Annotated in this window: 20 protein-coding genes; 3 read left to right on the forward strand and 17 right to left on the reverse strand. The window is 45.8% G+C overall.

Annotated features, from left to right (window positions below; translation table 11 throughout):
- Positions 1–5 precede the first annotated feature (5 nt).
- The 10 genes from ACTRXH_RS05175 to ACTRXH_RS05220 all read right to left on the reverse strand — a co-directional run bounded on the left by ACTRXH_RS05175 (position 6) and on the right by ACTRXH_RS05220 (position 9,018).
- Positions 6–374: a PTS glucitol/sorbitol transporter subunit IIA gene (locus tag ACTRXH_RS05175; protein WP_474281111.1), complete on the reverse strand. Its 369-nt coding sequence runs from the start codon at positions 372–374 to the stop codon at positions 6–8.
- 63 nt (positions 375–437) lie between these two features.
- Positions 438–1,472 (reverse strand): PTS glucitol/sorbitol transporter subunit IIB, encoded by a 1,035-nt coding sequence (srlE, locus tag ACTRXH_RS05180; protein ID WP_474262321.1) that lies wholly within the window; start codon positions 1,470–1,472, stop codon positions 438–440.
- A 34-nt stretch (positions 1,473–1,506) separates the two neighbouring features.
- On the reverse strand, positions 1,507–2,067 hold the full coding sequence (gene srlA / locus ACTRXH_RS05185; protein ID WP_474262322.1) for a PTS glucitol/sorbitol transporter subunit IIC: 561 nt from the start codon (positions 2,065–2,067) through the stop codon (positions 1,507–1,509).
- Complete coding sequence (locus ACTRXH_RS05190) at positions 2,055–2,477, reverse strand: transcriptional regulator GutM (protein ID WP_474262323.1); 423 nt, start codon at positions 2,475–2,477, stop codon at positions 2,055–2,057. The genes srlA and ACTRXH_RS05190 overlap by 13 nt, the downstream gene beginning before the upstream one ends.
- Before the next feature lie 223 nt (positions 2,478–2,700).
- Positions 2,701–3,642, reverse strand: coding sequence for a sugar-binding transcriptional regulator (locus ACTRXH_RS05195; protein ID WP_474262324.1), 942 nt, complete (start codon positions 3,640–3,642; stop codon positions 2,701–2,703).
- Between the two features lie 82 nt (positions 3,643–3,724).
- Positions 3,725–5,110: a dihydrolipoyl dehydrogenase gene (gene lpdA / locus ACTRXH_RS05200; protein ID WP_474281029.1), complete on the reverse strand. Its 1,386-nt coding sequence runs from the start codon at positions 5,108–5,110 to the stop codon at positions 3,725–3,727.
- A 14-nt stretch (positions 5,111–5,124) separates the two neighbouring features.
- Complete coding sequence (locus ACTRXH_RS05205; RefSeq protein WP_474281031.1) at positions 5,125–6,426, reverse strand: dihydrolipoamide acetyltransferase family protein; 1,302 nt, start codon at positions 6,424–6,426, stop codon at positions 5,125–5,127.
- 15 nt (positions 6,427–6,441) lie between these two features.
- On the reverse strand, positions 6,442–7,467 hold the full coding sequence (locus ACTRXH_RS05210; RefSeq protein WP_474281033.1) for an alpha-ketoacid dehydrogenase subunit beta: 1,026 nt from the start codon (positions 7,465–7,467) through the stop codon (positions 6,442–6,444).
- A gap of 21 nt (positions 7,468–7,488) precedes the next feature.
- Positions 7,489–8,406: a thiamine pyrophosphate-dependent dehydrogenase E1 component subunit alpha gene (locus ACTRXH_RS05215; RefSeq protein WP_474281113.1), complete on the reverse strand. Its 918-nt coding sequence runs from the start codon at positions 8,404–8,406 to the stop codon at positions 7,489–7,491.
- 261 nt (positions 8,407–8,667) lie between these two features.
- Positions 8,668–9,018: an ArsR/SmtB family transcription factor gene (locus tag ACTRXH_RS05220; RefSeq protein WP_474262328.1), complete on the reverse strand. Its 351-nt coding sequence runs from the start codon at positions 9,016–9,018 to the stop codon at positions 8,668–8,670.
- A gap of 258 nt (positions 9,019–9,276) precedes the next feature.
- Here ACTRXH_RS05220 and ACTRXH_RS05225 point away from each other — a divergent pair, with 258 nt between their 5' ends.
- From ACTRXH_RS05225 to ACTRXH_RS05235, 3 genes are all read left to right on the forward strand, one after another.
- Entirely contained in the window at positions 9,277–9,774 is a 498-nt protein-coding gene (locus ACTRXH_RS05225) for a sigma-70 family RNA polymerase sigma factor (protein WP_474281035.1), read from the forward strand.
- 272 nt (positions 9,775–10,046) lie between these two features.
- Positions 10,047–11,123 (forward strand): branched-chain amino acid aminotransferase, encoded by a 1,077-nt coding sequence (locus ACTRXH_RS05230; RefSeq protein WP_474262423.1) that lies wholly within the window; start codon positions 10,047–10,049, stop codon positions 11,121–11,123.
- A gap of 142 nt (positions 11,124–11,265) precedes the next feature.
- Positions 11,266–12,123, forward strand: a complete 858-nt coding sequence (locus tag ACTRXH_RS05235) for an alpha/beta fold hydrolase (RefSeq protein ID WP_474262331.1) — start codon at positions 11,266–11,268, stop codon at positions 12,121–12,123.
- Positions 12,124–12,162: 39 nt separating this feature from the next.
- Here ACTRXH_RS05235 and ACTRXH_RS05240 read toward each other — a convergent pair whose 3' ends face one another.
- The 7 genes from ACTRXH_RS05240 to murJ all read right to left on the reverse strand — a co-directional run bounded on the left by ACTRXH_RS05240 (position 12,163) and on the right by murJ (position 18,511).
- Entirely contained in the window at positions 12,163–12,408 is a 246-nt protein-coding gene (locus tag ACTRXH_RS05240; protein ID WP_022793506.1) for a GlsB/YeaQ/YmgE family stress response membrane protein, read from the reverse strand.
- A 97-nt stretch (positions 12,409–12,505) separates the two neighbouring features.
- Positions 12,506–13,492: a GNAT family N-acetyltransferase gene (locus ACTRXH_RS05245; protein WP_474262332.1), complete on the reverse strand. Its 987-nt coding sequence runs from the start codon at positions 13,490–13,492 to the stop codon at positions 12,506–12,508.
- The gene (gene pssE / locus ACTRXH_RS05250) at positions 13,482–13,967 is read right to left on the reverse strand and encodes a PssE/Cps14G family polysaccharide biosynthesis glycosyltransferase (protein WP_474262424.1); all 486 of its coding nucleotides are present in this window, start codon (positions 13,965–13,967) and stop codon (positions 13,482–13,484) included. The genes ACTRXH_RS05245 and pssE overlap by 11 nt, the downstream gene beginning before the upstream one ends.
- 5 nt (positions 13,968–13,972) lie before the next feature.
- Positions 13,973–14,437 (reverse strand): PssD/Cps14F family polysaccharide biosynthesis glycosyltransferase, encoded by a 465-nt coding sequence (pssD, locus tag ACTRXH_RS05255; RefSeq protein ID WP_474262333.1) that lies wholly within the window; start codon positions 14,435–14,437, stop codon positions 13,973–13,975.
- A 2-nt stretch (positions 14,438–14,439) separates the two neighbouring features.
- Entirely contained in the window at positions 14,440–15,858 is a 1,419-nt protein-coding gene (locus ACTRXH_RS05260) for an O-antigen ligase family protein (RefSeq protein WP_474281037.1), read from the reverse strand.
- Positions 15,859–15,991: 133 nt separating this feature from the next.
- Complete coding sequence (locus tag ACTRXH_RS05265; RefSeq protein ID WP_474262335.1) at positions 15,992–16,825, reverse strand: PIG-L deacetylase family protein; 834 nt, start codon at positions 16,823–16,825, stop codon at positions 15,992–15,994.
- A 99-nt stretch (positions 16,826–16,924) separates the two neighbouring features.
- On the reverse strand, positions 16,925–18,511 hold the full coding sequence (murJ, locus tag ACTRXH_RS05270; protein WP_474262336.1) for a murein biosynthesis integral membrane protein MurJ: 1,587 nt from the start codon (positions 18,509–18,511) through the stop codon (positions 16,925–16,927).
- Positions 18,512–18,563 lie beyond the last annotated feature (52 nt).

Below are 18,563 nucleotides of genomic sequence, written 5' to 3' on the forward strand. Positions count from 1 at the left end.
CAGCTTTATTTTTTACGGAATACGATGGTGCTTCCCACCTGTATCGCAGGCAGCGGTTTGGCTTCTATACAGACCGTTCCCGGCAGATCTGAATGTGTCTCTCCGTTAAATTGGAAGGTTGCATGCCCGAGATCCCGAAGCGTTTCATTCGCTTTACCGCCAACATACGTCAGGGAAAACGCTTCGCCGTCTATGATCAGCTCATCCCCGGCTTCCAGATCTTCGCTTAACCCTTCGGCGTTATGAACAAAGCTGATATCATACAAATCCTTCGGTGCTGTTTCGTTGAATAAAATCATCATGCCATCGTCCATAAGCATCTGGGCATCCTCTCCAATGCCGACCACGGTGGCTGTAAATACTTCTGTTTTCATCTGCACGGTCACTCCTCCTAGGAAATACAGGGCGGGCAAGCACGTCTACCCGCCGATTTATTTTTATGAATACAGGCCAAAGCTGAAAAGATAAGCGATCACAACGGCAAGCGGTCCGGTAATAACCCTTGAAAACAGAACGGCCGGCACGCCGACGGAAATGGTCTCCGGCTCTGCTTCCCCAAGCGTCAGGCCAACCGGCACGAAGTCTGCCCCTACCTGCGGGTTAATAGCGAAAAGTGCTGGAAGCGCCATTGCCGGCGGAATGTTTCCCATACCGATCTGGGTTCCGATAAGCACCCCGACCACCTGGGCAATAACAGCGCCCGGGCCGAGCAGCGGGGATAAAATTGGAATTGCACATATAAAGGATAAAAGCAGCAGCCCGAAAATATTACTTGCGAGCGGAGATACAAAGTTCGCGATCAGATCCCCGATTCCGGTGAATGTGATAATCCCGATAATCGTACTGACAAAAGCCATAAACGGCAGAATGTTTCGTACGACCGTATCAATGGTTTCCCGACCGGCCTGGAAGAATACGCTTACCACGTTGCCGACGGCACGGCCGATACGTTCAATAATATTTCCTTTTTTCGGTCCGGAGCCTTTTGCTTTCATTTTCGCATCGTCTTTCACCTGTTTGGCCACGTCGCGGTCCATCAGGGAGTTGTACGGGGAAGCTTTGTCCTCTGCTTCCGCTTCGGCCGCCGGCACTTCATCCGCGCTGATGGCCTTCATATCTCTTTCGCCCACGCCGGAAACAAAATTTTCTTCGTTAATATACTGCGCAAGCGGGCCGGCCGGGGATGTACCGTGAATGTTAACCGTCAGCACACCCATTTTTGGATAAACTCCGCAGCGTGCGGTTCCGCCGCAGTCAATAACAGCTGCGGCAATATTTTCTTTATCATAGGAGGCTTTGAATCCGTCCACCGCTTCGCCACCTGTCAGTTCCGCCAGGCGCTCGGCGACCGGATGAATACCTCCGCCGGTTACCGACATAATATATCTTTTCTGATCATTCGGATGGATGACGAGCGGGCCGCCCCAGCCACCTCTTCCCTTTGTTACCTCTACCGGTTTATATTCAGCCATTATTCTTCCCTCGCTTTTTCTTTTAAATTTTCATTTATGCGCTGGCGCTTTTTTCCGACGAATCGCCTTCTGCACTAGCTGCCTGGCGTCTGAGCATGATGGCGGTGATCCATTCCGTTACTACACCGCGGATTAAAATAACGATCAGACCGACGATAAAGAAACGGATGGCAAGCGGCCCGGCAGAGAGGCCAAGCGTCGTAATACCAGCCGAGATCCCGGTGTAAACAAACAGTTCAGCCGGGTTCGCGTGAGGAAACAAGCCGGTAATCGGGTGCACAAATGAAACAGCGGAATCATAAAAGGCCGGCTTCTGCCGTTCCGGCAGAAAGCGCCCGAACGTGTAGCACATTGGGTTGGTTAAGAAAAACACGGCCAGTACCGGAAACAGCGTATAGCGGAGAAAGAAATACTTTGTGCTCTTCTGAGCCAGCGAATAGATCCGTTCTTCCCCGACAAACTTGATTAAAGCGTTTACGGCAAGAATTAAACATATGAGTGTCGGAATAATACCTGTAACAAGTCCGACAAATGTTTCCCCGCCTGCCTCGAACATTCCAATAAAGCCTTCTGCGAGCGTTACTAAGAAATCCATTTGTTATCCCCCTTTTTGTGTTTGCGCTTCTGTTCTGCCAAAATCTGCTGGGCAGCCATCAGATGAGCCCGTTTCGGGTGCTTCTTCTTTCCGGCAGCGCCTTCTGCTTCCCACTGCTTCTTTAATTCATGGATGTTTTGATCCATCAGCTCCGGCGCTTCGGCAAACCTGGCGAACACCGTTACCCCTCTCATAATCTTAGCGTCGATCACCGTGCCTGCTTCGTTGGTTACGAGCAGAATCACCGTGCCGATTCCAAGCAGGCGTTTATCAATGCCTGTCCCAAGGTACCCCGAAGGACGTCTGCCCATTGAAGCAATCATTCCGTTGTAGTATTTCATCTGGCGGAATGTTAGATAAAATTGAATCAGCCATATCACCACGAACGCGGCGATAAAATAACCCCACATCCTCATCCCTCCTTTACATTTGTAACAACTTGTAACCTTTGTAACCATATTAAAGCGTTTTCATATAACCGTCAATATTTTTTTCAGATATTTTAAAAATTAATTTTTTACGGCATTGGCGTGTTGATTGTAAAATATTTCTTTTATTTTACATATGTTTTAAATAGCACATATGTTCATATATGTTAAAAAAATACGGCCCCTTTCAAGGAGCCGTTATACGTTATTCGGTTAACGCTTCTGCAATCTGGTTATCTACGATCAACACGTCCAGATAACCACCCTTCAGCGCTGCTTCGATGCCGAGGACTTTATGGGAGCCCTGCGCCACACCAACGACCTCGGGAATGTTTTTGATCTCCTCAAGAGTCAGGCCGATGACCCGGTTGTTGATCGGGTGATCCACGCCGTGGCCGAGAGCGTCGAAAAACTTCGAGCTGATATCGCCGACTGCCCCGGCCTTTCGGAGCGTGACGATGTCTTCTTCCTGCAGGTATCCCATCGTTTCCATAGTGGAGTCCTGAAGCGGGTTGCCTAGACCCACGAGGGCAAGCTCCACGTTCCGCCCTTCCTCCAGCACCTGGGCAATGTCTTTGGACTGCACGAGACGCTCTTTCAAATCGTCAGTTTCAACCATCGCCGGAGCGTACAAATACGAACAGGAGGCGTTCATTTTCTGGGCAAAGTGAAATGCCAGCTGATTGGAGTGCAGATGCACGTATTTGTTCCCCATTCCCCCGATCAGCGGCGTAATATGAATGTCTCTATGTTCGACGTACGGATACTCTTCAATAAGTGAACGCAGAGTTGATCCCCATGAAATACCGATTCGCTTTACCTGCTCGGATCTCTTCGCTACATAGGAAGCGGCTGCTTTTCCGATCAAACGCTTGCCGAGGTCAGGTGTGAAGCCTGTCGTTGAAACGACTACTGCTTCTTTCAGGCCGTATTTCTTTTCAAGCTTCTGCTCAAGATCAACGGTATGCACACTTTCATCTTTAATATATATTTCAACGATGCCTTCATCCCGGGCCCGCTGCAGCATTTTGGAAATAACCGGACGGGAAACACCCTGCTTTTTGGCGATCTGGGCCTGGGTCCAGCCATCGAAATGATACAGCTTCGCTACTTTTACGGTTTCTCTTTTTTCTTCCCAGTTGAGCATAATTCTTCCCTCTATTCCGTAGATTCATCTGTTCCCAGTATATCACTCCCTGCCAAAAAACTATATACGCTTACATGGCTTTTTATTGATGAACCGGACGCCCCGCGAGCGCAGACGCGCCTTCAAACAACGCCTCCGACAGCGAAGGATGCGCATGCACCTGACTGCTCCATTCTTCGGTGGTGCCTTCAAGATGAATATAAGCGGCCGGCTCTCCGATCATTTCGGTAACGTGGGGGCCAGCCATCACAACGCCGAGAATCTCGCCGAACATTTCCCGGGAAATGATTTTGACAAAACCCCGGGCCTCGCCCATTGTCATCGCTTTCGCGTTTCCCTGCAGCGGCACGGTCTTTACTTTAATATCGCTGTACCTCTGCTTTGCTTCCTGCTCAGACAGGCCCACTGACGCTATTTCCGGAAGGGTGTAAATGCACCTCGGCACGAGCGAGAGATCCATGGAAGGCGCAGCGCCCGCAGCATGCTCTGCGGCAATAATGCCCTCGGCACTTGCCGCATGGGCAAGCTGCCATCCGCCGACAATATCTCCTGCAGCATAAATACCCGGTACCGATGTCTGCATCGCATCGTCCACCGCTACAAAGCGGCTGTCCATGCGTAATTCAAGGTCTTCAGCTGCCGCGATGACAGGCGAGCGCCCTGTGGAAATAAGCAGCATGTCTGTTGTGAGCTCGCGGTCGTTTCCGGAGGCATCCTGCACGTTGACGACTGCCTGATTTCCATGTTGTCTGGCAGAAGTAACCGAGGTGCCTGTCAGAATAGTCACTCCCGACTCTTCAAGTGCCCCGGCCAGCATTTTCGCAGCATCTTCGTCCTCCTGTGGTATCAGCCGTTCAGCCGCTTCAATAACTGTCACCTGCACCCCGAGTGACTGATACAAACAGGCGTATTCAGTACCGATGAATCCCCCGCCGACGATGGCCATTGACGAAGGAAGCGATTGGCGGTCGTAAATCGTGTCACTCGTATAATATTCAGTATCTTCAAGACCGGGAATAGGAGGTACTGCCGGTACGGAGCCTGAAGCAATGATGACGGCTCTGCCGGCTACTACTGTTTCCTGGCCGTCTTTACCGGTGATAGTAACCTGTTTGTTTGCATGAACTTTTCCCCGCCCAGAAAAAATCTGGATACGTCCTTTTTTCATCAGCGACTGGACGCCCTGGCGGAGCTGCTGGATCACCTGGTCCTTCCGCTCAAGCATTTCTTCGTAGCGCAGATGAAAGCCTTCCACCTGGATGCCGTATTTAGAAGCATTGCGTACGTAGTTCACTGCTTCTGCGTTCTGGAGAAGCGTTTTAGACGGTATGCACCCGCGGTTCAGGCACGTCCCCCCGAGCTCGCGATCTTCGACAAGCGCCGTGGACTGCCCAAGGCCGGAAGCCCGGAGCGCAGCTACATAGCCCGCCGGCCCGCCGCCGACAATTACCTGGTCAAACGTTTCCATCGGTCCACCTCTTTCTAGACAAACAGCTGGTACGGCTGTTCGAGCATTTGTTTGAAGTCTGTTAAAAATGCAGCAGCCGGAGCCCCATCAATAATACGGTGATCAAAGGAAAGACTTACGGCCATCATCCGGCGCACCGTGATTTCTCCGTTTATTACTACCGGCTTCTCCTGTATACGCCCGACCCCAAGAATAGCCGCTTCCGGCTGGTTAATGATCGGGGTGAAATGGTCAACTGCATACATTCCTAAATTACTGATCGTAAACGTACTGCCCGAAAGCTCTTTGCCGGGAAGGGTTCCGTTCCGGGCCGCGGCAGCTGTCTGTTTGGTTTCAGCGACTAATTCCGCGAGTCCTTTTGTTTCTGTATGGCGGATCACCGGGACCAGCAGCCCCCGGTCTGTGGCTACAGCGACTCCCATATGCACAGACGACTGCTTTGTGATCCGGCTGTCTGTCATGGAGGCATGCACATCCGGATGCTTTTGGAGCGCCCGGCTGCCCACAAATATCAACAGCTCCGTCACGGACAGCCGTTGGCCGGTCTTTTTTTCTATAACTGGGAGCAGCTGCCCCCTCAGCTCCATAGCAGCTTCCATATCAATTTCAGTGTTAAGCGTTACATGTGGCACTTCGCTTGCACTTTGCTGCATACGCTCTGCAACCACTTTCCGGATGCCCTGAAGCGGCTCAGAGTGAAGATCCTCTTCCACCGGTGGCGCGGTGACATCAGCCCGTGTGATTTTGCCGTAGCTGCCGCTTCCTTTTACGGCAGCCAGATCCACGTTATTTGCCTCTGCTTCTTTTTTAGCAAGCGGCGTACTGCGCACGTGCTCGCCCTCTGCAGCAGCTTGAACATCCGAAGCGTGAATACGTCCTCTCGCTCCGCTCCCCTGTATTAAGGAAAGCTCTACTCCCTGTTCATGCGACAGTCTCCGTGCTGCCGGAGTAGCACGCACGCCTTCTGTTTGTTCAGCTTCCACTGATTGCTCTGCCGCTTCGGCAGCCGGCGCCTCCGGGACGCTTTCAGGTTCTGATTTGCTTTCAGATCCCGGTTTTTCCTCGGGCACCTGCTCGCCCTCTTCACCGATGTAGCCAACAATACCGTTCACCGGCACCTCTTCGTCTTCGTCGTAGTAGCGCTTCAGCAGGATACCTTCTTCGTATGCTTCCACTTCAATATTTATTTTATCGGTCATTACCTCGAGCAGCGGCTCGCCGACCTCCACTGGGTCTCCCTCCTGTTTAAACCACTGCAGAAGCGTTCCGGTTTCCATTGTACTGCTTAATTTGGGCATAAATACTTCCTTTGGCATGAATACTGCCCTCCTTTACCGGCGGTGGACGCTGTCACGCGCCGCCTGCATAATATCGTCCACCTGCGGGACCATTGCTTTTTCAAGCGCCGGATTATACGGCACAGGGATTGGCAGTGCCCCGAGCCGGCGGACCGGAGCATCCAAATAATCAAAAGCTTCGCTTTCTGCAATCATGCTCGCTATTTCGCCGCCGTAGCCGCCTCTTTTAACGGCTTCATGCACAACGATTACTTTTCCAGTTTTTTTAACGGAGTCCACGATTGTTTTCTCATCGAGCGGTACGAGGGTCCGCGGGTCAATCACTTCCACATCGATGCCTTCCTCAACCAGCTTCTCCGCTGCCTCGAGCGCTTTATGCACCATCACAGCAGTTGCAACGATCGTTACGTCCTTACCCGCACGCTTCACGTCTGCCTCTCCCAAAGGAATCGTATACGCTTCCTCCGGAACGTGCTCTTCGGTTTTGTACAACAGTTTGTGCTCGTAAAAAATAACTGGGTTCGGGTCGGCAATAGCGGCCTTTAACAGCCCTTTGGCGTCTGACGCCGTAGAGGGCTGTACTACCTTTAGGCCGGGTATGTGAGCTACCCAAGCTTCCAGGCTCTGTGAATGCTGGGCCGCCGCCCCGGTTCCGGAGCCTGAAGGCGTCCTCAGCACCATCGGCACGTTTCCCTTGCCGCCGTACATATACCGGAGCTTCGCTGCCTGGTTGGCCAACTGGTCCATCGCAATCGTAATAAAATCCGAAAACTGCAGCTCGACGACCGGCTTCATGCCAGTAAGAGCCGATCCGATCGCAGCACCGGTAATAGCCGCCTCGGAAATAGGGGTGTTGCGTATCCGCTCCGGTCCGAACTCTTCAATCATTCCGCGGGTAACACCGAAGGCTCCGCCGTATACTCCGATATCCTCTCCGAGAATAAAAACGTCCTGGTCCTCCCGCATTTCCTGTGACAGTGCTTCACGTACGGCTTCGGCAAAGGTAATGCTCCGTGTGGTTTCCTTGTTATCTGAAGAATTTACTGCGCTCGACTGCATCGTCAGGCACTCCTTTCTATATTAAGCATAGACATCCTCAAGCAGTGTATCCGCAGAAGGTTCGGGACTCTGTTCCGCAAATTCCACCGATCGTTCAATTTGGGCTTTCGTTTCTTTCTTCACTGTTTCGGCTTCCTCCGATGTGATGATTCCGCGCTCGATCAAGGCCTCCTGGAAAAAACGGATCGGGTCTTTATCCTTCCACTCTTTTTCTTCTTCTCTTGTCCGGTATTTCTTCGCATCGCTTTTGGAATGGCCCTTCCACCGGTATGTTTTCGCCTCTATGAGAACCGGGCCGCTTCCGTTTCTTGTATACTCCACGGCTTCTTTCATAACCGTCATGACCTCGGGGAGATTATTGCCGTCAACGACATGGCCCGGAATACCGTAGCCGGAAGCACGATCGGCAATATTTTCGATTTTCACCATATCCTTGACCGGGCCGGACATACCGTACTGGTTGTTTTCGCAGACAAAAATGACTGGAAGATCCCAAATAGCGGCCAGGTTCACTGCTTCGTGGAAGCTGCCTTCATTTGCCGCCCCGTCCCCGAAGAAACAGACGGTAATATACCCTTCCTGGCGCATCTTTGAAGTAAGTGCTGATCCTACAGCTAAAGGTATGCCTCCTCCGACGATACCGTTGGCACCTAGGTTGCCTTTTTCGACATCCGCAATATGCATGGACCCGCCTTTGCCTTTACAATAGCCGGTTTCCCGGCCAAACAGTTCTGCCATCATCCGGTCCGGATCTGCTCCTTTGGCGATGCAGTGCCCGTGGCCCCGGTGCGTGCTCGTGATTTTGTCTTTATCTTCAAGCATCGCACATACACCTACAGCCGAAGCTTCCTGCCCCACACACAAGTGGGTCGTACCGTGAATCATGCCTTTAGCGAAAAATTCATCTACTTTTTCATCGAACCAGCGAACGGTCCACATCTGCTCGAGCCAATTGACCAGCTTTTCCTTCGGCTCTTCCCAAACCCAATCTGCCTGCGTCACAATAACGCCTCCCTTTACATTTGTTCTTTATTATGACCTTTGTAAACATAATAGCTTTATTTCATTCGTTCGTCAACTAAACGTTTGTAAAATATCGTTGGTTTCAAAATATTGTTTTCGCTTTCATGAATTTAGCTGATTTTTGCAATTGTATTATTGGAAAACATTTGTTTACTGCAAATAAAAAAAGAGACGCCGTTACGTCTCTTTTCCCTGCCGTTCTTTAATTTCTGCCTGGTGGCTGACAACGAGCTCCACCACCTGTCTGACATGTTCGTCATCAAGAGAATAATACACCGTTCTTCCTTCCTTCCGGAACTTCGTCAGTCCCAGCTTATGCATATACCGGAGATGGTGGGACGCCGTAGCAATGGAGGAGTCGATGACTTCAGCAATACTATGTACACTTAATTCCGGTGTCAGGGCAAGCGCCTGGGCGATCTGCATCCGCTTGCCGTCAGCGAGTCCCTTCAGCATGTCTGTCATAATATCAAGCGATCGTTCCTGAATCTGCTGCTGGATCCAGTCTACATTATCTTCGTTTGGCATTTCTGTTCACCTGCCTGATCGTAATCATTCTTATTTCAATTGTACGCTTTCTTTCTATGCTTTCAACCGATCTGCTTTATTTTTTCATATGCTGGCTGTGTGTTTTCTATACTCTGGCAGCTTTGTTCTTTTCTATAATACAACGCATAGCGCAGGATGTATCCATACATAGCACTCCGGCAGTATTTCCAGCTTTTATATATGCTGAATCTACCATGGAATAAATAAGAACCGCGCGCGGCTTCGCAGGAGAGACCATTGACTGATACGATTCCTGCTTCATTTGAAGAAGCATATGAAAAATATACTCCGCTCGTCAAACGAATGATTACACGCCTCCGTATTTACCAGGAACAGGAGGAATATATGCAGGCCGGATACGTAGGATTATGGAAGGCATACTCTACCTTTTCTCCGGAAAAGGGTGCTTTCCCGGCGTATGCTTTTACCCTCGTACGTGGGGAAATGCTGATGATGCTCCGGAAAGAAGTCCGGTTTTCCGAGCGGCATCAGCTGTTTGATGACCACGGGCCCTTTGAGCAGTCATCGGAAATGGAGGACCGCTTTGAGCTTGAAGCATACTTTCCTCTTCTTTCAGAACGGGAACGAACCTGGCTCATTGATTTTTCCGTATATTCCCTTCCTATACGTGATATCTCCGCAAAACACGGGGTAGCGGCCTCTACGGTCAAATCATGGCGGAAATCCGCGTTGCGCAAGCTGCGTGCATACGCTGGTGAAAAGCAGCTGGATTAAATCGTCTTGCGCCGGTGTGCAGGTGGAGAAAGCTTTTCTATCTTGTCCAGTTCTATCCACTGCCGGCTCGAGTTTTTTAGCTGTCCAGCTTCCTCCACCACCGGCTCGGGGTCGCTGTCTCCTTCCTGCAAAATGAAAAAGCCATTTTCCGGAAGGCGGACAGCGCTTGTCGTCGGCTTTCAAGTGGATAGAACTTTTCTTTGTATGATACAATTTAAATGCTGTTACCAGTAGAGAAATAAATGGAACGATAAATACATAGGAGTGATGTTATTGTGGCTGAGTCATTGACCATCGAACGTACAAAATCTCCGAAAACGAAGCCGGATTTTTCACAGCTCGCTTTCGGAAAAAACTTTACCGACCATATGTTTGTGGTGGATTACGTTGAGGGAGAAGGATGGATTGATCCGAGAATCGTACCTTATCAGCCGCTTACCATGGATCCTTCGAGTCTTGTCTTCCATTACGGCCAGGCTGTTTTTGAAGGGATGAAGGCGTATTATTCCGGGGGCAACATTATGCTTTTCCGTCCGGAAAAAAACTTCGAGCGGCTGAACCAGTCCAACCGCCGGATGAGCATTCCGGAGATCGACGAGCAGCTGTTGATAGATTCTTTAAAAGAGCTTGTTTCGCTTGAGCGTGACTGGATTCCACGCGGAGAGGGCCAGTCGTTGTATATCCGCCCGTTTGTGATTGCGACAGAAGCAAGCCTCAGTGTAAAACCATCCTCCTCCTACAAGCTGCTGATTATTTTAACGCCTGTCGGCTCTTACTACGGAAGCGGCGGCGATGCCATGAAGCCGGTCAGCATCTATGTGGAAAACGAATTCGTTCGCAGTGTCCGCGGCGGCGTCGGATTCACCAAGACAGCCGGCAACTATGCAGCCAGCCTAAAAGCCCAGGAGCAGGCCGGAAGCGCCGGGTACGACCAGGTGCTGTGGCTGGACGGCGTAGAGCAGCGCTATATTGAAGAGGTCGGCAGCATGAATATTTTCTTTAAAATCAGCGGAAAGGTCGTAACTCCTGCGCTGAATGGAAGTATTCTTGAAGGAATCACCCGTGACTCTGTCATTGAACTGCTGCATTACTGGGAGATTCCTGTGGAGGAACGCCGCATCGATATGGAAGAAATACGTACGGCATACGAAGCGGGCACGCTTGAGGAAATTTTCGGCACCGGCACAGCAGCGGTCATTTCTCCTGTAGGCAAGCTGCGCTGGGACGCCCAGACCTATAAAATCAATAATGAAGAAACAGGCCCTCTAGCCAAACAGCTGTACGATACGATCACTGGCATTCAGACTGGGGACAAGGAAGACGTGCTGCACTGGACCCGGACGGTATAAAATGGATAAAAAAAACGGCTCTCCATCACGGGGGGCCGTTTTGTTCTGAATGAAATTCTTCCGTTTTTCATATTGTATGCTAGAATATACCTACGCATCTTTTACAAGTGAATACCCGCACGGAAAGAGGAGGAGGGAACGATTGAAACAATTAGCGCTTTCTTTACGCGATGGCCGTATGCTTAGTATTTCCATGTTCGGTGACCCGGACGGAACACCTGTCCTTTATGTACACGGAGTCGGAAGCTCCCGGCTTGAAGCCGCAATTGGAGAAGAAGCTGCCGCTTCCAACTCTCTTCGTATTATTTCTGTTGACCGCCCGGGCTACGGCCTCTCCACTCCCGATCCTCATGGCACTTTTCTGCAGTTTTCCAAGGATATCGATGAGGTAATGAATCATTTTGAAATCCAGCGCTGTTCCTTGATCGGTGTCGGCTGCGGAGGTCCATACGCAGCAACCAGCACCAGTCTTCTGAAGGGACGCGTCAGCGAGCTCCATTTAGTTGGTTCGCTCGGTCCCACGGAGGATCCTGAACTGTTTCGTTTGCTCGACACCTCTTTAAAAGCACCATTGCAAACGATCCAGGAAGCACCAGAGCTTCTGCGCAGCCGATGGGAGCAGACGAATATGGAGGATAAGATCTTCCAGACGGAATCCGAACAGCTTTCCAGGGAAGAACGGCAGTACGTGACTCCGTCTATTCTTGATAAATGGAGGTTTGCGGTCCAGGAATCCGCTCATTCTGCTGAAGGCTTCCTCCGCGATCTCCAGACGCTGATGACACCCTGGGCCTACCATTTGGAAAACATCGACACCCCGGCTTACATTTGGGCGGGTGAGGAAGACGAAATTATCCCCCTCCGGCACGCGATCTATCTAGCCAACCATATCGAGCGTTCCACCCTTGAAACGTTTCCCGGCATGGGTCATATTGCGACAGAGGTTCTCGGCATTAATACAGCTCTACAGCAGATCAGTAAAAACCGTGCCCTGTCATAAAACGAAGCCGCCCCGATAAAAGGACGGCTTCGTTTATTATTAGCGGATAGCTTTTAAAATAAAGCTTAGAATGACGACGAAAATAATCGCACCGATTAACGCCGGGAAAATCGCAATACTGCCGATGACCGGCCCCCAGGAACCAAAGATGGCCCCGCCAATCCAGGCACCGATAATACCTGCGATAATGTTACCTAAAATGCCGCCCGGGATGTCCTTGCCCAATATTAAACCGGCAAGCCAGCCAATCAGGCCGCCGACGATAAGAAATAGTATAAATCCCATTACATTGACTCTCCTTTCGTTATCTTGTCCAACCTCTCCTTTCCCCTTCACAGCTTTAATTAATCATTATTTCTTGTCTTCACAAAGCTGTATAAACTTAAAATGAATCAACGTCGCCCATTTTCAATCCCCAATCTGAAAAGTTCATTTCAGCAGCGTTTTCGTTATTACTGTGAACCACCAGCGGGTTTATTTTTTCCTTTTTATTTATATATAAACGTTTTTTCAAAGCATTGTTTATTGTAGGATTGACAGGTTCCCATATTTGAATAAACAATGCTTTTTTTAAATAGCTATCTGTAATTTTTAAAAGCTTTTCAAACGTGGCGGTGTCTTCATTTTTTGATACGCTCCAATCAACAATAAAACCCACAGACACTCTTTTATTAAATATTTTTTTAACTTCCATTTTTAACACTACATATCCTTTTATTTGATCGAATTCGCTGATCGCAAAAATTTTATATTCATTTAAAGGATTAGTAATATAACGCCAGTTGAGAAAGTGATGATTTTTTATCAGTGTGACAGCTTCCGGATCTTCTTTCTCCTGCTTAAACTGATCAAACCTATCGTCAAACCAACGTATTTCTTCCATTACTTCGTCTTGATTTGGAGAACGATAAGAAAATTTATTCTTCTTGATTAAATTCACTTTAACCTTTCTCGTAAGGTCTCCGAGATGCACAGCTTCTGTGGTCTTTAACAGCACATTTTTTGCCTTTTCCGCTGGTAAACCATACAAAAATGAAATATCTCTTCTATGTTCTTTTAATTCCGTCAGCAATATGTTTGTAAGCTTTTGATATAATCCCTGCCCACGGTATTCAGGATCTACCATCGTATCTACACGAAGACCTACTTTTATGTTTTTATTATTATATCTTGCGGGAAATATCAGCACCGCCACGTGCCCCACTATGGTGTCGTTTTCTACAGCTACAAAAACCTTCGACTCCCGTGCATTTATTTCATCGTTATACTTCCATTGCCATACTTTCAAAGGCAGTTCTTTATTAAAAACCTTATGAAAGAGAGTTATGATCCCTGCTTCATCACCCTTTTCATATTTTCTAATCAGCATCCGGTTTTTCTCCTTCAATAAAATTTTCCAAAATATTCAGCATCTTAGTATTATCTGCCGTAAAAACTTGAGGAGTAAAGTTCTTCAATTCTTCAATGACGTTTTCAAGTCTATCCTCTTCATAACAGGGAAGCACATACCCGTTTCGGGAAAACGTTTCCGATAATTCAAGCTGATGATCATCATTATGTTCATTGAATTTTTGCAGCCGGGGCACGATTATTACTTTCTTTCCAAGTTTTAAGCTCGTTGTTATCGACCCGGTTCCAGCGTGACTTATTACAAAGCTGCTATTTTTAATATAAGTTTCCATTTCTTCCATAGACATAAAAGGAATCAATTGCAGATGATCGCTGCTAAACCTCGTGTTTCCATTCTGCACGATAACCTCTTCCTGAATCTTTCCCTCTTTCTTCAAAGCTTCCAGTTCTTTCAACACTCTTGTAAAATGTAGTTCATGCGTGCCAAGAGTCACGAAAATCAATAGATACTACCTCCATAGACTGCCTTCGGATAAAATTCTTTCATAGACTCCCACTGGACAATGAACAAATCCGCGATTGGATAGACCATTTTTCCAGCCATATTTGGAGAATGAGATTTGGCAAAGCTTTCGATATAGACTACCTTTTTTCGGAACAATTTTGCTATATAACACATAGGTACCGCAGTATGGGTTCCCGTAGTAATTACGACATCTGGCCTGTGCCTCAAAAAAAGCAAAAGTGATTTTAATATATTGTAGGAGAATTTAAAAACATATCTTAAAGGGTAGTTCCTCGCTCCATAAGTTAAAAAAGAAATTGGGTATTTTGCTTTTAAGCTTTTCGTAACCTCTGTTTTTTCAGTAATAATATGGTAGTTATATTTTTCGAATAATGGTTTAAGCTGCAGAAGTTGCGTCAGATGCCCTCCCACAGAAGAAATAAGCAGTATTTTTTTCATAATTACCACTTTCTGTCAATTTTTTTTGAATTAAAATCGGAGTAGTCGCTGTTTTCTTTTTTTGAAAAGCCAACAAGCGCAGCGTATACTATCGCAAGATACAAGCCAGAACCAGGATAGGACAGCACATGGCCGGCTATAAAAGCTGCTCCAGTACCCATACCAGCGCATAAAAGCGAAGTAACTGCATAAACATTGAAGGCGCTTCTTCCTGCTTTTACGATATTCTTAACATACGCAGAAATCATGTAGAAAAAAGGCAGGAGTAAAATAACAAATCCTAGAATTCCAAAGTTGAAAAACCAGTCAAAAAAGTCCATTTCAATTGATTTTGCGGAGTCTGCCGATACATAATTGCCGCTTCTTCCCATACCGAATGCTTTTTGGGCTGTCGGAGCGTTTACATATTGCTGCATTGATTCCGCCATAAAATCTACCCGACCACTAAACAAAACCGAGTGCATAGGAATATTACTTAAGCTCTCTTCAAATCTTTGTTTGGTAGTCTCGTCCTCTGATTCTATCTGACCGTTATCTCCGCCGCCACTATCTTCCTCTTCTTCCTGACCTGCGCTCTCCTGCTCATTTGTTTCTATAGCCAGCCCTAAATTATTTCCGATGGGGGAAGAAGGAATAAATCCAACTAAACCTATAATAAGCAGTGCCATTAATATAAAATTCAACCATTCTTTATGACGCAGTCTCACGATGCTAATAATAAACCCTAATCCGGCCGATATTATTACACCAATTAACGTAACTTTAGTTCCGACAGTGAGCATCGCCCACATTGATAAAACTACTATGAAAAACACTATAATCTGCTGGACAAAATTAGTTTTTCTTAATAAATAGAGGACCACAAAAGGAAGAATCATTGTCATGATAGCACTGAGTTCATTTCCTGAAAAAAACCAGCCTGTCTGCCCTTCTTTTTCTAAAAATCCGTATGTTCGTTTTCCAGTATCTGTGATACCCGCCAGGAAAACGATTAAGCTGATGAATGTTAAATTAATTGTGAATACTAATGGGAGCCATTGCTTTAATGATTTTTTGGAAAAATACTGTTTGAAAAATGTATAATACACAAACATTACTGTAGGAAAATAAATTGTTTTGACAATATTCTGGAGCTCAAATGTAATGGAAAAGGGATCTTTTAAATAATAGTTTAAACCTGTATGCATTCCAAAATAGAGTAGTAAAACCACAAAATAACCGACGATATACTTCTTTTGATTTCCCTTTAAGAAAAACAATATATAAAGCATACCTGCGGGAATGACGGCAGCTCTCACCAAAGTCGAAATTGGCAAACCTATAAACACCAGTAAATCCAGTATAGGCTGTATTAATATATATGCTAATAATATTAATTGCATTACATTTGCCATTGGACGTCTTTCCTTGTTTATAAGCATAAAGCTCCCCCTACATTAACGTTAGTCGGTTTTTTAAAAAGTTTCATTCTTCTATTATAACTTATACAGCCTAGCACAGCTCACCCATGAAAAATAGTGGCTTTGGAAGCAGTCATTTTCTCTTTCAAGCACTTTACTTATCCCTTAATTTTCTTTGAATACTGGCATAAGATAATCCTTCCTTATAAATTCTTTCTTTGGCTTTTTTGTTTTGAAAATAAGCCCATAGTAAAGTCACTGTCTTGTTTGCCTGTTTAAAAAGAGCAGGGAAATTTTCCTGTTTATTTTTTATATATTCAGCGAAGTTTATAAAATCTCCTGCATCCTGGCCCAGAAAAACTTCCCCTGCTTTCATTGACCGTTCTGCGCTTAAATTGCTTTTGACTATATTTAAATTAATAAAGCCGTCAAAATCGATAGCCTGGGAAGCGAAAACATTGATTGTTTCTTGTTTTAAGGGCAATTCTTCTGTAATGTCGATTAACGTATTTATGTAAGCGACCGGAATCGGACAATTTATCTCATACATATATATTTTCAGCGAGTCTTTCACGTTAAAATGTTTTAACGATTCGGCTAACAAAATTGAAGTATTTACATGATCCAAATGGGCATCCACTAATACATTTGTATAGATAACATCCGGCTGAAAATCCTGAATGATGTTAAGCACGTTTTGAATGTTGCGTTCACTGATTTCTACATTGCCGTCGGGGAGAGTTAAATACTCTATCGAATCAAATCCCAGCATATACTGTACTTTTTCCATTTCACTCTTGCGCTGACTCGATAATTCTTCTCCTGAAAGAGAAGAAACGCTTTTTGAACCATCTGTCACTAATACTACTTTTACTTCTGCTCCGAGAGAAGTATATTTTTTAATCGTCCCCCCCAGACCAATAGTTTCGTCATCAACGTGCGGGACAAACACTAATACTTTGTTTGAGCTTAAAGGTTTTACAGGCACCTGTTTTGCCCGGTACTCGTGGTTTAATACTTTCAGCGTAACATTATTAATCGCCGGTTCCATGTATTTTATAAGATACTTCAGCTGTTGTTTCAATATTTATACCTTCTTTCTAAAATTAGTTATTAAAACCTTAAGAGCCTTCACTTTAAAAAGCCAGATGGATATTATATATATAAGCGCTCCTGCCAACGCAATGATCATAATAAGAAAAAAATTGCTGAAATTGTGAAGAACTTGAGTTTTGAGTAAAAATGTCGCGACACCCATTATTACTACGCTTAATGTTATTTTGGTGAATTCTTTCAGGACGTGCTTGTGATCTAATCCATTAATCGTTTTTGAAAAGACGATATAACAGGCAAGTGCGTAAAGCAAGCCAACAGCAGAAGATGCTAAAGGAATCCCCACATAACCTATCCAGGTGGTAAATATATAATTAAACACAGCGTTCAGAACCACAGTAATTAAACCGATAATTAAAACGTAGTGACCTTTTTTTAAAGTATAAAGTCCTTTGTTAGATACATTGTTCAAACTAAAAAACAGGACAGAGCCAAAATAATAATAGGCCACCTCACTAGTGTTTATAACCGCTTCTTCACTAAAGGCTCCTCTTTGATAAACAAGACTTATAATGTTAGGCATTAACACAAACATGCCAACGATAGCAGGAATCACCACTAAGTACATTACATTTAATCCGTTTTCTATCCCCCGCTTAAAAGAGGGTTCATCATTTGCAGCCATCGCTTTCGCCAGCATGGGGAACATGATCGTTGCAATCGTAATACCAAAGATTTGCTGAGGAAAGTGAACCAAATTTTTTGCATAATTAATATATGTAACTACTCCCTCCTGGAAATAGCTGGCAAATACATTGTCTACTGCCAAATTAATTTGACCCACCATCACAGTCATAGCAACTGGGATAAAAATCCGGTAGAAAGCAGAGAGCTCAGGGAGATTTAATTTAGTGCCCAAATTTATCATATTCCGCCTGGATAAAACAGGAACTTTAAATACAAGCGAGATAATAGAACCAATAAGATAACCAAGTGCTAACGAATAGACACTCAGCTCTCCAGCAAACAAAACGGCACCTGCTATACTGGAAAGTATCACAATCATTTGTGAAAAAGCGGATAAAGAGAACAAGTTCTCAGCATCCAGGTATGCTTCCATTACAGAATTTATTCCTACAAATATAAGAGCAGCAAAAAGTATGATAGATACATTGACGGCGATATCCGTAGCTTCATTATTAAAGCTGGGGTATAAAACCCTGATTAAAACAGGCGATAATAACGCTCCAAGAACTCCAAACAGAATGCCTATATATACAATACTTTTAAGAATCTGGTTCAGGTAATTTTTCCCCTGATTAACATGCTTTGCCTCAATATACCCCGGGACCAAAGCGTTTTTCATACCATTAATCATAAACAAAAAAAGCATGTTAGGAATGATAAAAGCCGCTAAATATGCATCTGCTAAATAAGAATCACCAAAATAGAAGGCTATGGTCATGTCCCTTAACAAGCCGGAAATTTTCAAAAAAAGTGTTACAGTAATAAAAATGAGACTTGTAATACCTATTTTTCTCGTCAATAGCGCTCCCTCTCTATCTAGATGTATTGCCAAAGCAAAGTCATCATTTATTTTATCATATGTGTTTTGATGCATTTTCTTCCAATTCGCTTTACAATCCTTTCATACTATTCTTAAATAGGATCAG

This window comes from Marinococcus sp. LNHM5E3-2.1, assembly GCF_056034365.1.

Coding starts and splice junctions, on each gene's coding strand:
- ACTRXH_RS05175 (WP_474281111.1), bottom strand. CDS start 374: ATGAAAACAGAAGTATTTACAGCCACCGTGGTCGGCATTGGAGAGGAT.
- srlE (WP_474262321.1), bottom strand. CDS start 1,472: ATGGCTGAATATAAACCGGTAGAGGTAACAAAGGGAAGAGGTGGCTGG.
- srlA (WP_474262322.1), bottom strand. CDS start 2,067: ATGGATTTCTTAGTAACGCTCGCAGAAGGCTTTATTGGAATGTTCGAG.
- ACTRXH_RS05190 (WP_474262323.1), bottom strand. CDS start 2,477: ATGTGGGGTTATTTTATCGCCGCGTTCGTGGTGATATGGCTGATTCAA.
- ACTRXH_RS05195 (WP_474262324.1), bottom strand. CDS start 3,642: ATGCTCAACTGGGAAGAAAAAAGAGAAACCGTAAAAGTAGCGAAGCTG.
- lpdA (WP_474281029.1), bottom strand. CDS start 5,110: ATGGAAACGTTTGACCAGGTAATTGTCGGCGGCGGGCCGGCGGGCTAT.
- ACTRXH_RS05205 (WP_474281031.1), bottom strand. CDS start 6,426: ATGCCAAAGGAAGTATTTATGCCCAAATTAAGCAGTACAATGGAAACC.
- ACTRXH_RS05210 (WP_474281033.1), bottom strand. CDS start 7,467: ATGCAGTCGAGCGCAGTAAATTCTTCAGATAACAAGGAAACCACACGG.
- ACTRXH_RS05215 (WP_474281113.1), bottom strand. CDS start 8,406: ATGTGGACCGTTCGCTGGTTCGATGAAAAAGTAGATGAATTTTTCGCT.
- ACTRXH_RS05220 (WP_474262328.1), bottom strand. CDS start 9,018: ATGCCAAACGAAGATAATGTAGACTGGATCCAGCAGCAGATTCAGGAA.
- ACTRXH_RS05240 (WP_022793506.1), bottom strand. CDS start 12,408: ATGGGATTTATACTATTTCTTATCGTCGGCGGCCTGATTGGCTGGCTT.
- ACTRXH_RS05245 (WP_474262332.1), bottom strand. CDS start 13,492: ATGCTGATTAGAAAATATGAAAAGGGTGATGAAGCAGGGATCATAACT.
- pssD (WP_474262333.1), bottom strand. CDS start 14,437: ATGAAAAAAATACTGCTTATTTCTTCTGTGGGAGGGCATCTGACGCAA.
- ACTRXH_RS05260 (WP_474281037.1), bottom strand. CDS start 15,858: ATGCTTATAAACAAGGAAAGACGTCCAATGGCAAATGTAATGCAATTA.
- murJ (WP_474262336.1), bottom strand. CDS start 18,511: ATGCATCAAAACACATATGATAAAATAAATGATGACTTTGCTTTGGCA.